General features: G+C 52.0%; 10 protein-coding genes and 1 pseudogene. 1 reads left to right on the top strand and 10 read right to left on the bottom strand.

Annotated elements, in window-relative coordinates:
* Positions 1-303: 303 nt before the first annotated feature.
* Complete coding sequence (locus JWJ90_RS21090) at positions 304-2,316, top strand: methyl-accepting chemotaxis protein (protein ID WP_205229201.1); 2,013 nt, start codon at positions 304-306, stop codon at positions 2,314-2,316.
* 231 nt (positions 2,317-2,547) lie between these two features.
* Here the strand turns inward: JWJ90_RS21090 and JWJ90_RS21085 are convergent, their stop codons facing one another.
* From JWJ90_RS21085 to JWJ90_RS21040, 10 genes and pseudogenes are all read right to left on the bottom strand, one after another.
* Complete coding sequence (locus JWJ90_RS21085) at positions 2,548-3,030, bottom strand: RipA family octameric membrane protein (protein WP_205229200.1); 483 nt, start codon at positions 3,028-3,030, stop codon at positions 2,548-2,550.
* A gap of 94 nt (positions 3,031-3,124) precedes the next feature.
* Complete coding sequence (locus tag JWJ90_RS21080; RefSeq protein WP_205229199.1) at positions 3,125-8,599, bottom strand: OmpA family protein; 5,475 nt, start codon at positions 8,597-8,599, stop codon at positions 3,125-3,127.
* A 149-nt stretch (positions 8,600-8,748) separates the two neighbouring features.
* Positions 8,749-10,683 carry a 1,4-alpha-glucan branching protein GlgB gene (gene glgB, locus JWJ90_RS21075; RefSeq protein ID WP_205229197.1) on the bottom strand — a complete coding sequence of 645 codons (1,935 nt, stop codon included), beginning with the start codon at positions 10,681-10,683 and terminating at the stop codon, positions 8,749-8,751.
* Positions 10,684-10,852: 169 nt separating this feature from the next.
* On the bottom strand, positions 10,853-12,064 hold the full coding sequence (locus JWJ90_RS21070) for an iron-containing alcohol dehydrogenase (RefSeq protein WP_205229196.1): 1,212 nt from the start codon (positions 12,062-12,064) through the stop codon (positions 10,853-10,855).
* A gap of 1 nt (position 12,065) precedes the next feature.
* Positions 12,066-12,566, bottom strand: a complete 501-nt coding sequence (locus tag JWJ90_RS21065; RefSeq protein ID WP_205229194.1) for a DUF2062 domain-containing protein — start codon at positions 12,564-12,566, stop codon at positions 12,066-12,068.
* Between the two features lie 94 nt (positions 12,567-12,660).
* A complete protein-coding gene (locus JWJ90_RS21060; RefSeq protein ID WP_205229193.1) occupies positions 12,661-13,347 on the bottom strand; it encodes a CPBP family glutamic-type intramembrane protease in 687 nt (228 codons plus the stop codon).
* 11 nt (positions 13,348-13,358) lie between these two features.
* Positions 13,359-13,622 carry a hypothetical protein gene (locus JWJ90_RS21055; protein WP_205229191.1) on the bottom strand — a complete coding sequence of 88 codons (264 nt, stop codon included), beginning with the start codon at positions 13,620-13,622 and terminating at the stop codon, positions 13,359-13,361.
* A gap of 13 nt (positions 13,623-13,635) precedes the next feature.
* Positions 13,636-14,514, bottom strand: coding sequence for a 16S rRNA (adenine(1518)-N(6)/adenine(1519)-N(6))-dimethyltransferase RsmA (gene rsmA, locus JWJ90_RS21050; protein ID WP_205229190.1), 879 nt, complete (start codon positions 14,512-14,514; stop codon positions 13,636-13,638).
* Between the two features lie 4 nt (positions 14,515-14,518).
* A complete protein-coding gene (gene tsaD, locus JWJ90_RS21045; protein WP_205229189.1) occupies positions 14,519-15,523 on the bottom strand; it encodes a tRNA (adenosine(37)-N6)-threonylcarbamoyltransferase complex transferase subunit TsaD in 1,005 nt (334 codons plus the stop codon).
* Between the two features lie 25 nt (positions 15,524-15,548).
* Positions 15,549-15,747, bottom strand: a pseudogene (locus tag JWJ90_RS21040) (hypothetical protein); the annotation flags it as partial.

Here is a 15,747-nt window from a genome sequence, read left to right as displayed (position 1 = left end):
ATTGACTGTATGTCGCTGAAAAAATTGACGATAACTCCCACTGAAAGACAAAAGTTGACGGGCAAGGCCCGTCAACACTTGGAGTCTGACATGAGGATTTACCTTTGCTGAATTTCTTTTTTTGGGAAACGCTGAGATGAGGTAGAACGCCCCCCCAAAAAATGAATTATTTGATGGTGTTATTATACACAATTTTGATAAAAATTCAGCAAGTTAAATGATTCCCAAAGTAGAATTAGGTGATACCATAATCCAGGTACGAAATATTCTTCTCTCGGATAACCTCAAAAGACTGGTAGCCCTATGAAAATTACCTCTCTGAAGGCGAAGCTCATTGTTTATTCCGTCCTGCTTATCTTGATTACCTCAGTTCCAATTGTCGTTGCTGTGACCTTCCTTATTAATAACTCGGTCTATGAGCAATTTGGCAAGACACTGAACCACCAGATGGCCCTGGTGGACCACACCCTGAACCTCTTTTATGATGACCTGGATCGCAACATAGACATGTTTGCGCAGCATCACCTTGTGCAAAGTGCGGATGCAAGCTTGAGCACCTATTTCGATAAAAAAAAGAACACCATGACTCCATCAAAAAATGGAGGCGTTGAACAGAATATCTACCAGGAATTTGATAATTACGCCAAGACGCATCCTGGGACGCTGTATGTCTACATGGGAACTGAGGATGGCGGGTATATCCAGTGGCCGGAGACCTCTATATCAGATAACTACGATCCCAGAAAACGTCCCTGGTACACCAAGGCCATGGAGAAGAGAGGGGAGATTATCAGAACAAATCCCTATGAGGATGCGGTCAACAAAACCCTTATTGTCTCCAATGCCAGAACCTTTACCGACAGCTCGGGCAAGGTCTATGGCGTAATGGCGATTGATGTCACGAGTAACAAAATTACCGAGATCATCAGTGATATTCAGATCGGTGAAACCGGTTATGTCATGTTGCTCCATAAGACCGGGTTGGTGCTGGCTGATCCTGCCCAACAATCAAATAACAATAAGCTGCTTGACGATGTCGGCTTGGGTGGGCTCAAAGAGGCTATCACAACCAATCATGCAGAGTTTCAGCTGACACTTCGGGACAAGGAGTACCGGGTCAATTCCCTGCACTCAACAACAACGGATTGGGTCATTGTCGGGCTTATTGAAGAGGCTGAATTGGCGGAGACCGCCAAGTCCACCGTGTTGACAGTTATAGGCATTACAACGGTTTCCATGCTGGTGGTCGTACTCCTTGCCGCCCTGATCTCGGTGAAGGTCACCAAACCAATTAAAGAGATTGTCGCTGGCTTAAAAGACATTGCCGAGGGGGAAGGCGACCTGACCAAGCGGTTAAACATCAAGACCAAAGATGAAATTGGTGAACTGGCTTCCTGGTTTAATGTGTTTTTGGATAAACTGCAGGTTCTGATAAAGGATGCGTTTTCCAACGCCCAGGGCGTGGACAGCTCGTCAAATACCCTTTTGAGTGTTGCGACAAAACTTGCCGAGAATACCGGAGATACCAGCGCGCGAGCCAATGCCGTAGCACTTTCATCGGAAGATATGCGCAGCAACTTCAGTCGTGTTGCTGAGACCATGGAGGAGACGACAAGCAACGCCTCGATGATGGCTGCAGCCGTGGAAGAGATGGCTGCCACCATTCATGAGATTGCAGCCAATTCAGAAAAGGCGAGGATGATATCTGAAAATGCGGTGAGCCAGGCCTCCCAGACCTCAAACCAGATGGAGGAGCTTGGGCAGGCAGCCCATGCAATCAGTGCGGTCACCGAAACGATTACCGAGATATCCGAGCAGACCAATTTGCTGGCCCTGAATGCTACCATTGAGGCGGCAAGAGCAGGTGAGGCTGGTAAAGGCTTTGCCGTTGTTGCCAATGAGATTAAAGATCTGGCCGCACAGACAGCGAACGCGACCGCGGAGATCAAGGCCAAGATTAGCGGCGTCCAGACCACGACCACAAGCTCTGTTGATCAGATCAAGGCTGTTGCCGTTGTCATTAACGATATTAACGAAATTATTGTCTCCATTGCCTCCGCCATTGAGGAACAGTCGGTGGCGACCAGGGAGATATCCGGAAGTATCGGCAAAACCTCAGAAGGCATTGAGGCGGTGAACAAAAATATCAGTGATGGAACCATGGTTATTGAAGAAATCAATGAGCGAATCGGCGATATTAATCAGACCACCTCACATCTTTCTGATAACAGCAGAGAGATTGAGCAGCAGTCCAAAGAGTTGAAGCTACGTGCGGACCAGCTGCATAAGATGCTCGCTCGTTTTACCTTTGAATGAGTTGCGCTGGAGTGAGTTGAGTGGTGAGCCCAGCCTGGGATTTCCACCGAATAAAGAGAAGGCCCGCATTCCGGAGAATGCGGGCCCTTTTGTTTGACTGTATTTTTATATATTTAAAATTTTGATTTTATTATATAAAATTAAGTAAGGTTGATTTTGGGGAATATTGAATAATGACATTTCCTGCCAATCCCGCGGAGTCTGACGCTTACCTGGCCCTGATTGAAAAATCTAACTATTCAAGACACCCTTTAAAGTAAATAAAAATAAAAAAAACCAGGCGCTGGTTAAAATCAAAGGGATAAAGAGTAAGACTTGTCGGGTTTTTACTATTCGAGATACTTTGAGAAGAGAATTCTTCTGGTAAATATCTTCCAAGTTATTTTCATCCTTTTCGAGAATTTTCATTCCTCCGGCTTCGGCTAATTCTCCTTCTATTTCTAATGTGTTGCGTTTCCTCAGGGTAATAAAGGTTACTCCGTTAGCGATGGAAATAAATAATGCTATTGAGGAAAAAAGGCCAAAAACTGTGATGCATACGAGCATTATCGGGGAGGCCGTTGATTGAGAAAAAATTGCCCCGTAGACAGTAAAGAGAGCAGCAGATAATACAAGTAATCTTTGAAGTTTTGTCCATGTAAGGTTGTCTTCATGCTGGTAGAGTTGAGCGTAGATCTTGTATTGTTCAAATAATATCGTTTCGTTTTTTTTCAAATACCAGACTCCTCATCATTTGGTTTCCAATAAAAACAACAAAGGCCCGTACTCAAAAGAGCACGAGCCTTCTTGATTGTCTCTCCTGGAACAATCACTCAGCAAGCGTATGTAACTCCACCCGTCGGTTTTGCCGACGTCCTGCTGCAGTGCGGTTGTTGGCGATTGGGTTATCCTGGCCGTATCCGGTGACCACCATACGATCTTTGGCGATGCCGTTGCTGCTGAAGTAGTTGGCCACTGCCTGGGAACGCTGCTTACTCAAGTGGAGGTTGTACTTGGCATTACCAGCCGAGTCGGTGTAGCCCGCGACCTCAACCTTCAGTGCTGGTACCTGCTTGAGGGCATCGACCACACGGTTGAGCGGTTTCTTCGAGGCTTCGGAGAAGACCGCTGTGCCTGAACGGAAGGTCACGCCTTCAATAACAATGCCTTTCCCGGCTGGACAACCGAGTGCGTTGACCTTGGTGTCGCTTGTTGTCTCCTCGCAGAGGTCGATGGAATCGGCAACGCCGTCTTTATCCTTATCCGCGACCACCTGGGGGGCTTCCTCTGATTGAGCTGCAGGGGGGAGGGCAGAAGAGGCTTCACTTTCTGCGGTTGGCTGCTTTGCCGCTTCTTCGTTTTCAGGTACTGTGTTGCTTTGTTGCTCAAGTTTAAGGCGTAGCTGCTCATTTGCCGCCAGGAGTTCCTCAACCTTTTTGGCGGCAGCTTCAGCCGCTTCGCTTTTGCTTTCCGCAAGGGCGTTAGCCTCTGCAAGCTCACTGTGCATCTGCTCCTGGCCAGTGGTGAGTTCGGTGAGTTTTGCCTCCAGAGTGGCGATTTCTTCTTCCAGATTTTTGACCTGATCTGCCGGACCTTGTGATTTCAGTTTGGTTGTCTGCTCTTCAATGGTTGCCTGAGCCGCTGCTAGTTCAGCCTTGAGGGTCTTCACCGCCTGCTTGTTGGCGGCAATCTGCTCCTGAGCGGCTTCTTTTGCTTGTTCGCTTTTAGCGAGCTGTACCTTCAATGCGTCCACCTGGTCGTCGTCACCTTCCCCTTCCAGTTTAGCCCGGGCTTCCTGCAGTGCTGTGGATTTTTCCTCGAGTGCTTTTTTCAGCTCCTCACTTGCAGCTATCCCCGCCTGTGCATCTGCAAGCTTGGTCTCCAGTTCGGATTTTTGCGCCTGTACCTCTGCAAGAGTGCTGTTGTCAGCTTCCACCTTGTTGGTGAGTGCGTTGAGCTTTTCCTGCAATGCCCCCACCTGTTGGCTATCGTGTGTGGCCTTTCGCAGCGCACTGTCCTTTTCGGTCAGCTGGTTTCTCAGATCAGAAATTTTCCCCTGAAGCGACGCGAGCTTTCTTTTGAGCTTTGTCGCGTTGGCAACAGCCTCTTCATTGAGGTCATAGCGTTTTTTGTAGTTCAGAAGCCGTCTGTTTTCGTCCTGCAGAGCACTGAGCTGGCTGGTGAGGCCTATATTGGTGTCATGGGCGGCGCTGAGCTTGGCTGCAACCACCTTGGCTTCTTCCTGCATGGCATGAGTGGCGGCCAGCTGTTTCTTGGTTGCGTTGATAGTATCCTGAAGGGTACGTACCTGCTCCTGGACCTGGGCGAGCTGGGCTTGAGCCGCTTCAAGGGTCTGCTGCCGCTCCCTGTTACTCTCTTTGAGCTGATCAATTTCAGCTCCTTTGCCATCGATTTTTTTCTGCATCTGGGCAAGCGCCACGGGATGTTGGGCAACCTCTTCCTCCAGGCTCGTTACCTGGGCCTGCGCTGCATCAAGTGCCTCGATCTTTTCCTGAAGTACTGCCTCCTGCTGAGCCTTCTGCTCGTTGAGGGTGGTGATCTGTCCTTGAAGTTCTTCAAGGTCGGCTGCTGACTGTTGTTTCAGCTCATCGATTTCAGCGACCTTGTCATCCAGGTTTTGCTGAAGTTCAGTAAGAGATTGGGATTGCGCTTCCACCTTCTGCCGTAGGTTTTCAATCACGCTCTGTGTCTCTTTCAGGGCCGTGGTCGTTACCTCAAGCGAACTCTGCAAGAGTGCTTTTTCCTTGATGAGCGTGGCGCTCTGTTCCTCTTTTTCGGCAAGTGCTGCTTGCGCCTGGCTCAGGTTCGCCTCGGTTTCGGCTTGCATCTCATGGGCCGTACCGGCCTCTTGCTTGAGTTTTTTAATCTCTGCCTGCAACGCAGAGGCCTCCGGGGCAAGTGCTCCAATTCGGGCTTCTTTATCGGCAATGTCAGCCTGAAGCGTGCTCGCCTGCTCCTGGAGGGATTTAACCATCTCCTCTTTGTCTTGGAGCGCTTGGGTTACATTGGCTATTTGAGCCTGGCTTTCCTCTTGCTTGGCCCGTACTGCCTGGAGTTGCTCACTGGCGGTGTTGAGTTGACTCTCAAGCGCTTGTGCAGCCTCGTTCATTGCAGCCATTTTCTCTTGCTGCGCAGAAGCCTGTGCCTGCAGCTCGGTAACACTCTGCTCGGTTCTCAAACGCTGCTTTTGTGTTTGCTCTAACTGCTGTGTGCTTGCGGCCAGTTTGTCCTGCAGCGCCTGATGTTCAGCGGCCATGGCTGCAATGGCCTGCTCCTTCTGGGCAAGTGTATCTTTTAATTTTGCAATAACCTTGAGGCTTTCTCCCTGGGCTGCATGCAGAGCAGTCAGTTGCTCTTGAGACGTGGCAAGCTCGGCCTGCACATCTGTTGCTGTTGTCCGGAGTTGCTCAAGGTTTGTTTCTTTGGTTGCGATTGTCTGTTGCAGCGCTTCAATTTGTTTGGCTCCAGCAGCCTGCAATTCTGTTTGTTGTGCAAGCTGCGCAGAGGTGTCTGCCAGTTTGTTTTCCACCTCCTGTCGTTGAGCTGTCATTGTCGCAATCCGGGTTTCCTGCTGAGCCAGCTTCTCTTGAAGCGTAGTGATTGCAGTATTGGCCTCTGTCAGCTTGGTATTGGCGTCCAGCAGCTCATCCATTGCGGTATCATAATCCTGCTCAAGGGACTCCTTGGCGGCCTGAACTGCATGTAATTTTTGCTGTTTTTCTTCGACACTGGCCTGCAGCTGCCGCATCAGCTCCTGGTCTGCCGCTTGCCTTTCTGCCGCGACCTGAAGTGCTTCCTGTGCTGTTTTCAGTTCGTCGTGGAGTGTTGTGTTGGCCGTATTTGACTCTGCAAGTTGCTGCTGCAGCTCAGCTGCCTGGTGCTGCAGGGTCGTTGCCAGAGTTGTTGCGTCTTTCTGACTGGACTCCACAGACTGGAGCTTAGCCTCTGTGGTTTTCAGGTCTCCCTGCAATTCTTCCAGGGTAACCGACATCTCCGCGAGCTTTTGCTCCTTGGTTATAAGCTCTTGTTGCAGGCCGGTTGCGGTACTGTCTGTTTTTTCCTGTTGGGAGGTAACAGCCTCAAGGCGGGCAGTTGTCTTTTTTAATTCAATCTTAAGTGCCTTGGCTGCAGCCTGCATCTCTTGGATTGTTGTTTTCTGGTTAGCGACATCTGCCTGCAGTGAACCGATGATGTTTTCATTTTCTGCGCGTTGGGCTGTCGCTGTCTCAAGTGCCTGTTGCGCTGTTTTCAGTTCTTTCTGCAGATTCATGCTTGCCTGACTTAAGGTGGCAATCTGCTGTTCTTTGTCAGCAACCCTGTCTTTGAGTGTCTGTAAATTCTGTGTAGCCTGAACCTGCTGCCCATCGGCAGTGGCAAGCTCGTTGGTGGACTGCGCAATCTCCGCCTTAAGAACCTGGGCCTGCTCGGTTAAGGAGGTTATAGTTGCTTCTTTTTCTTGGAGTACCTGCTCGAGTTCCTTGACCCGGCCCTCAGTTGAAGCCTGTTTTCTGGAGGCGGCCTGCAATTGTTTTTCTGCCGCTTTCAGTTTGGTCTGCAACTGTGTCGCCGAACCATTCAGCGCTTCCAGTTCACTCTTTTTTTCAGCTACAGTTTGTTGGAGGGCGGTAACTGTGTCCGTGTCGTCTGTCTGCTTGTGTTGCACGGTTCGCAACTGTTCGTTGGCCTGGGCAAGTTCCGCCATCAGCTGTTTTTGCCGTTCGCTCAACTCTGCAATCTGGTTCTCTCTTTCGCTAACCGTCTGTTTCAGCGTGCTGATAGCGTTGTCGCTGACTAACTCTTTGGCCGTGGCCGCCTGCAGTTGCAGCTTCAGTCGTTGTAGCTGTTCTTCAACGGGACGCGTTTCCTGACTCAGCTGCTGGATCTGTTGCTCTTTTTCAGCAACAGCCTCCTGAGTTGCGGCTTGCAATTGCTCGACAGATGTATCCTCGGTTTCGCTGTTTTCCTGGAGAGTGGACAGCTTCTTTTCAAGTTGTTGCTTCTCCGCTTGCAAGGAGGCTATCTGCTCGCCATTTTTTTCTTTAAGCGCAGCAAGTTGCTCTTGGGCTGCCTCAAGTTGTGTTGCAGCCCTCTTTTGGAGCGCAGTCAGTTCGCGAGACCGTTCATCCAGAAGCATCTGAATAGTGGAGGTGGCCTGTGGCTGTGCGCTTGCCTCCTGGCGGAGGGCCTGGAGTTTATAGAGCGTTTTGTCCAACTCGGCGGCTTTCTTTTTGAGCGCGGCATCCTTTGCCTGCTTTTCGCTTTGGATCTTTTGGATTTCTTTTTCTTTTGCCTGGATATTATCCTGCAGCGCAGTCAGTTCCTGGGTTGTTTCTTCCTGCTTGGCCTGTACCGCTGCAAGTTCCTGTTTGAGCCCGGCAAGAGTTACGGCGTGCTTTTCTTGAAGCTTTTCAAGCTTGGTTGTGAGTTGCTCACCGCTTTTCTGCAGCGTTTCAATCAGGGTGGTAAAGGTGGTAACGTCCGATTGAGCCTCTGCTTGCTCCTGATCGGTATTCTTTTCAACAGATAATTCTTCTTCTGAAACACCAGGCTCAACATCGCCTGCTTGCTTACGTGCTGCAAGCTCTTCATTCAAGGCCATGAAAGCTGCTTTGGCAGAGGCCAGTTTACTGTTGAGATCATTATTTGCGGCGATGAGCTGGGCAATGGATTCTGCTTTCTGGCTGAGTTGCTTCTGAAGCTGGGCATCAGTTGCCTTGAGTTTTTCAACGAGTTCAGTCGCCATCTGCTCATATGTGAGCTTGAGCGCTTCCTGTGCTGCCTGTAGCTGGTTTACCTCTTCTTTTTTTGCTCCTACAGCCTCTTCAAGCTGTTGCAGTTTCTCTTTTTCTTGCGCTAGTTTTTCAGCGGCCTCGTCGTTTACCTCTTGAACACTTTCTGTGCTTTCCTTTTCAAGATTGACTGTATCGGCAGGTAATGTGGTTTCTTCCGCCATCACAGCTTCTTCGCTGTTTTCAGGCTCAGCAACGTCAGGTGTCGGCGCGGCATGTTGCTCCTGAGACTCGAGCTGCTCTTTTTGCTCCTCAGTTTGGGGCTCCGCGATTGGCTCCTTTGTCATTTGGGGAGCAGTTTCTGTGGGCGTTGTGACCTGCGAGTTCGTTTTTACTAGCGGAGCCAGCGGCTTGTCCACTGTCTGTGAATGGGTGATGGCCGGAAGCTTCTGCTCGGAGAGATTGGACTCTTCGATCACTTTGCTGTTGAAATTGGCGAGCACTACATAGGCGGCAACACCAGCAATGGAGACGAGTATAAGACGGGTTTTCATAGCTTGTGTGGTAGGGTTAAAGTCTTGGGAAAAAGAGAAAAGGTAAAAAGCTGGACGCCTGCGTCAGTAGTGAATTTCTACTGCCAGGGAAGGCATCCTTTAAACATGACGCAGGGGGTGGAAGAAAAAGCAATTATTCAAGATTCCCTTTATTCCTGGTGCGGTTGCAGGATAAGCGTTGCCAGTGGCGGCAGGGTCAGTGAAAGGCTCTGCTCGTAGGTGTGGCTTTTAATACTTTGGCTCAAAAGTTTGGTTCCGTTAGCCACGCCACTGCCGCCGTAGATTTCAAGGTCTGAATTGATCATTTCCTTGTACCTGCCGCTTTGAGGCACACCGATTCTATACCCACGGCGGACAACAGGGGTCAGGTTGGAGACAACGAGGACATGTCGCGTGCGGTCTTCCGAGTACCGGATAAAGGAAAAGACCGAATTATCGGTGTCATTGGCATCAATCCACTGAAAACCATTCCACTCAAAGTCGACCTGATAAAGCGCGGGCTCATGCCGATAAACCAGGTTCAGATCCCGCACAAGTCGCTGTGTGCCCAGATGGGTGGGGGCTTTGAGGGCTTCCCACTCGAGGCCGGTGTCATGGTTCCATTCCTGCCATTGGCCAAATTCACAGCCCATGAAGAGCAGTTTTTTGCCGGAATACCCCCACATAAAGCTCAAGTAGGCACGAAGGTTGGCAAATTTCTGCCACTCATCGCCACTCATTTTACCCAGCAAGGATCCCTTGCCATGCACCACCTCATCGTGACTGATGGGCAAGACAAAGTTCTCCTGAAAGGCGTAGAGCATGCCAAAGGTCATCTGGTTATGATGAAAGCGGCGATAGAGTGGATCTTTGGCCATATAGCCCAATGTGTCGTGCATCCAGCCCATGTTCCATTTCAGACTGAAACCAAGCCCTCCAAGATAGGTGGGGCGACTGACCATTGGCCAGGAGGTGGATTCTTCGGCAATGGTGAGGACACCTGGAAAGAGGCCGTGGACAACCTCGTTGACCTTTTGGAGAAAGGTAATGGCGGCAAGGTTTTCCCGTCCCCCGTGTTCATTGGGAATCCATTGCCCCTCTTCACGGGAGTAGTCCAGATAGAGCATGGAGGCCACTGCGTCCACCCGCAGGCCATCGATGTGGTATTTGTCGATCCAGAACAGGGCGTTTGAGATCAGGAATGAGCGGACCTCATTACGGGCGTAGTTGAAGATCATGGTACCCCAGTCCTGGTGCTCGCCCTGAAGCGGGTTGGCATGGGCGTAGAGCTGGGTTCCGTCGAATTGGTTGAGTCCTGCGCCGTCTTTGGGAAAATGAGCTGGGACCCAGTCCAGGATTACCCCCAGGCCCGCAGCATGGCACTGGTCCACAAAGTACATGAAATCTTCCGGGGCGCCGAAGCGTGAAGTTGGGGCATAAAAGCCCAGTACCTGATATCCCCAGGAGCCATCAAAGGGGTATTCGGCAATAGGTAAGAGTTCGATATGGGTGTAGCCCATATCCACTACATAGGGGATGAGGGTCGCCGCCAGTTCTTTATAACTGAGATAGCGCTTCCCCCATTTTTTATCGACAATTTTGCGCCAGGAGCCAAGATGGACCTCGTAGATGGAGATAGGAGCATTTAAGGCCTGGCGATCTTGGCGACCAGCGATCCAGGCCTGGTCCTGCCACTGATAGCGGTCAAGGTCGGCCACGACAGAGCCGGTGCGGGGACGTTCTTCCATGGCAAATCCGTAGGGATCGGCCTTGTCATGTTCGTCGCCGGACTGGCTGGTAATACGGTATTTGTAAACGGAAAATTCAGAGAGCCCAGGGAGAAAGATGGTCCAGATACCACTGTCTGATGGGTACATGAAGTGGCTGCTGCCATCCCAATGATTAAAATCCCCGACTAAGGCTACCTGGTGGGCGTTCGGTGCCCAGACAGCAAAGACGACACCACTGTCCTTGCCAAAACGGATGAGGTGCGCACCAAGTTTTTCGTAGGCACGCTCGTGGGTACCTTCGCTGATCAGATATCGGTCAAAATTACTGAGCCAATCCGCCGGTACTGCCTGTCCTGCTGGGACGTTGTCTTTCATAGTCGGATAAATAACCTGTAGTTGGGGGCTGGCAGGATAGACCCGTTAAGCGTTTTGGGGGAATGAAGCAAACGCTTTGAACGTTTAAAAATGCTGCCTCTAGCCATCCTGGTAAAAGCCTCATTTGTGGTGCAAGTCAAGGGCAATGTACCGCATGAGCCCATGATTGTCATGGGGAAAGAGTATTTTTCTCCTGTCCTTCGGCCAGGTGAGAATTGGAGGTGCAGAACCCAAGAATTGTCGCCACCCGCGTCGGAGTATACTCCCGAAGACGCCAGATACGGGCAAGGCCACGGGTGTTGTCTGCAAGGCGTTCTATATCCCCAGGCGCTATGTCCAGTTCTTCCAGGGTGGTCGGTGCCCCAATGGCAAGGAGCCAATCATGAAGTGCACTAATGGTTTGCTGGGCAGCAGAGAGTTCGGTTCCTGCCGTCACCTTAAATACCCGACGGCCCAGTTGTGCAATTCGGGCGGTGTGAGACTCTAAATGAGCCTGAAGCCACCCCAGCATGACCACGGCAAGCCCGGCTCCGTGGGCAACATGAAACAGCGCACTCATGGAGTGTTCGATCAGATGCATAGGAAAACCGACCCGGCCAAGGCCTGAGGCCGTGAGGCCACTAAGCGCCAGGGCAGAGGTCCACATGAGATCGGCACGCGCGTTGTAATCCAGCGGATCGATCAGGCAGCGCTTACACCCGGAGATCGCATTTTCCATCAACCCTTCCATCAGCCTGTCCTGAACGCGGGGCTGGGGCTCTTGGGTAGTGAGATAAAATTCCAGAACATGACTCAGCGCGTCCACGGCCCCAAAGGCGGTGTAATCAGGGGGCACGGAAAAGGTCAGCTCAGGGTCTAAAATAGAAACCTTGGGAAAGAGCAGGCGGTGGCCGAAACCAAATTTTTCCAGGGTCTGGTCATTGGTCAGGACCATACCCGAATTCATCTCTGAGCCTGAAGCCGCCAGGGTGGGCACGGTCACCACCGGAAGCGTCCCCTTCACTCCCTTCTTACCGGTAAAAAATTTCCAGACATCGTGGGCAACTACAGTCCCTGCACCGATTGCTTTGGCCGTGTCCAGGACAGATCCACCCCCCACGGCAACGATGACCTCAATACCTTCTTGTTTGGCCCGCTCTATACCAAGGCGGGCATGGGAAAGCAGAGGGTTGGACTGCACTCCTCCGTGCTCAACCACGGTTATTTCTGCAGCTTGCAGTGCCTGAAGAACCCTGTCGTATACCCCGTTATGCTTGCAGCTTTTTTGTCCATAGACGAGCAGGGCTTTGCTGCCCCAGGCGGCGGTTTCCGGACCCAGAGAGTCGAGGGTGGACTGTCCAAAGAGGATTTTTGTGGGGTTATGAAAGACGAAATTGTGCATCTTAGTTGTCGAGTATGTGCTTTTTTTGGCGTCGTGCCCTGATCCTGAGGAAGAATCGATACACGAAATAGTACGTGAGTAGGCCACTGGGAATGGCAAGCACAATACCGCCGGCGAGCATGACCAGCACTGTATCCCCTCCCATGTTGCTCAGGGTGGAGAAGCTTTCCGTCAGTCCCTGGTGCTTGATCAGATACAAGGTGTCTTTGATTTTTTCCCAACTCAGACGTCCAGGGAGGAGAAAATTGCCGATTTTCCAGGCCAGAAAGTACTGCGGGCCAAAGGTGAGTGGATTACTGACCACATTGGCTGCCAGAATCCCGGCGATGGGGTTGGAGCGGGAGCCGAGCGTAAAGGCAAGGATGAGAATATTATGGAAAGGCAGGGTGGGCGTAGCGCCCACGGCAGATCCAATAGCTGCCCCCAGAGCAAGTGAGTGGGGGGAACCTTGCAGGCGTTTGAAACGAAGGCTGTAAAAGCGGGCAATACGTTTAAGGCTCATGATCCCGGTATGGTAGGGGGAGGGCGCAGACAGATTAATCGGGGCATGAGGTGTCGGCCTTCATGCAACAGACAATATTCTCTTGTACGCTATTTTACCAGTATTGCCAAGAGCCGGTTGCATAGACAAACCATGCCAGGGTTATATTCGTGATCGCATGGGCCGTGATGCAGGCGATAAGGTCTTTTCGCCAGATCCATAAAAAGGCCATGAGCAGCCCATAGGCAATGGCTGCAGGCCATTCCTGGGTGGCATGGCCGGAGGTAAATGCCAGCGTTGAGATGGTCACCGCGGCCCAGGACCAACCTCCTGGCTTGATCTCGTTGATACTGTGTTCGTCAAGCGCTGCATGCAGGGGAGCTTCTGTGCCCTTTTTGCGGAGCTGGTCCCATTGCAGAGCCAGGCGGAAAACAAATCCCCGCATCATCAGCTCTTCAAAGATTGGAACAACGAGCCCGGCACTGAGCAGGCGAAAGAGAAATGCAGTAACCGACCAGGGCTCGGTTTCCTCGGGCGAAGTAAATGGAGCGAGCAGTGCTATCCAGACAACCAGGCCTGCAAGCCCGGCAATAAGTCCCGTTGTCACTGAGCCCCAGAACGGACGCGGTCCCAGGATGGGACAGTACCATCGCCAGCCCCAGAAAAGCAAAAGAGGAACAGCTATCAGCCTGATGGGGTAGCTCGCCTCCATGGGCAGTATATGCTCCGGGATGGAGGCAATCCCCACGTAGGCCAGGTAGGGAGCCGCGTAGGGCAGGATCAGTTGCCGGTTGGTGATCATCGGTACATCCCTCAGTCTTCCGTGGAGTCTGCGGAGCTCTCCTCAACCTGTTTTTGCGCCTTATAGGCCTTTTCCCGTTTATGGGTTCGCATGAGATCAACGACACCCCAGAGCAGAAGGACACCAGCTGCGACTCGGTTAAAGGTCTGGTGTTCAAGCATTTCCGGATCCGTAGTCAGCCAGCCGTCGTATCCACACCAGAGACCAAAGCCCAGCAGCAGGATTGGAAAAACATAGGGGCTGATCTGTGGGGGGGCACTTTTCTCTTCACTCATGGATGCCTCATCGTTAACAGGAGGTTTGTGGGGACGCTGCTCCGGCCTGATCCAGAGCATGGGTCAGTTCGACAAACTCCTGGGGGCTGAGTTTCTCGGCTCGAATTGCGGGACTGATACCTGCCGCCTCGATGGCTCGGATCAGCTCTGATTTATCACTGAGGAGTCGTCCACTTGCAAGCCCGTTGAGCAGGGTTTTGCGGCGCTGTCCAAAGGCCGCATGGACGATACGGGTAAACAGTGTCCGGTTAAACTCCCCCAGAGCCGTCACGCTTGCAGGCTGTGGGTGAAAGTTCAGGCGAATAACCAGAGAATCCACCTTGGGCTGGGGGTGAAATTCCGCCGGATGGACTGAGAGCAGTGGTTCAACGGTGGCGCAGGCAGCGAGTAAAACCGTGGGGGCACCATACTCCTTGGTGCCCGGCTGGGCTGCAAGCCGTTGGGCCAGCTCCTTTTGGAGCATAACGACCGCGAAATCGATCAACTCTTTATGTTCAATGAGGCGAAAAAGAAAGGGGCTGGAAATGGAGTAGGGCAGGTTGGTGACGATTTTCAGCCGCTTGCCGGGCTCGACCAGAGAGGCAAAGTCAACCTTGAGCACATCGCCATGGATCAGTTCCACGTTTGCAGGCAGGTCCTGCTCCTGTTGATGCAAGCGAATAATACCGGAGTCCGCCTCGAGGCCGATAACTTTGGAACAGGCCGCAGCCAAGGGGCGTGTCAGGGCGCCAAGGCCAACGCCGACCTCAAGAACCGTATCGGTGGGGGCCAGGCCAGAGAGATCAACGATGCGTTTAGGGGTGCGCTCGTGCACAAGGAAGTTTTGGCCCAGTTTTTTTTGTGGAGCCAGTCCCTGGCGCTTGAGAAAAGATTTTGTTGGTTGATGCGCCATAGGATTAATTCAAAGGAGAGCGGGAATAGGCATCGCTGTCGGCAGAGACTTCTCTGCCAGCGAGATATTGATGATAGCCGGCCACGCCGATCATGGCGGCGTTGTCTGTGCAGTAGCAGATGGAGGGCATAAAGAGTTCTATTCCCTGATCGGCACAGCGGTTTTGCAAAAGCTCACGGAGCCTGGGGTTGGCGGCAACGCCACCACCAATAACAACGGATTTGTGCGCTGTTGCACGGGTTGCTGCAAGGGTTTTGTCCACCAGTACTTCGACCACAGCCTCCTGAAAAGATGCGCAGATATCGTGAAGGGCCAGGTCTTTTTCCTGTTTACGTTGCTTGTCGATGTAGGTTGCAACCGAAGTTTTCAGGCCACTGAAGCTGAAATCAAGGCTGTCCTCACCCAGCCGGGCTCGGGGAAAGCGGATCGCTTTGGGATCCCCCTTACGTGCCAGTTCTGAGATCACCGGACCACCAGGGTAGCCTAAATCAAGCATTTTGGCGACCTTGTCGAAGGCTTCTCCGGCAGCGTCGTCCCTGGTGCGGCCAAGACGCTGAAAATCAAGCGGAGAGGTGACACTAAAAAGCGAGGTGTTACCGCCGGAAACAATGAGAGCGGTGTAGGGAAAGGAGGGCCTGCGTTCTTCAAGTAAACAGGAGAGCAGGTGTGCCGCCATATGATCCACTCCCACACAGGGGAGATCGCGCACCAGGGCCAGGGATTTGGCAAAGGTAAAACCTACCAAAAGCGAGCCGACCAGGCCCGGCCCCTGGGTGGCGGCGATAAGGTCGATATCATCCAGGCAGACACCGGCCTTGGACAGGGCTTCGTCCACCACCGGCCGTACCATTTCAATATGGCGACGTGAGGCCAGCTCCGGGACAATACCTCCAAAGCGGGCGTGAATTTCGTTTTGGCTGCTGATAATCGATGAGCGAACCCGAAAATCAGGGTCCAGTACGGCCGCTGCCGTATCGTCACAGGAGCTTTCAATGGCAAGAATTAACATGGGGCAGTTAGTTCTACTTTGGGGATCATCCGGCAGAGCATAACTTCTCTTCACTCTGTGCTTTATACGCAGAATCGATGGATGCCTGTCGTTTTCGGTGTCGCTTTTCCAACTGCTCCAACATTTCAGATTCCGTAATGTCTCGTCGGGGCAAAGTAGCCTTGAGAATTACCGCAATATCAGCGCAGCTCAAGAGCGGTATTTCCGTTTTGTTGGTGATCCGT

It is taken from the genome of Desulfobulbus rhabdoformis (assembly GCF_016919065.1).
Lineage (GTDB): Bacteria > Desulfobacterota > Desulfobulbia > Desulfobulbales > Desulfobulbaceae > Desulfobulbus > Desulfobulbus rhabdoformis.
The sequence above is the reverse complement of the archived record's forward strand: the minus strand, read 5'-3'. Positions and strand labels throughout refer to the sequence as shown.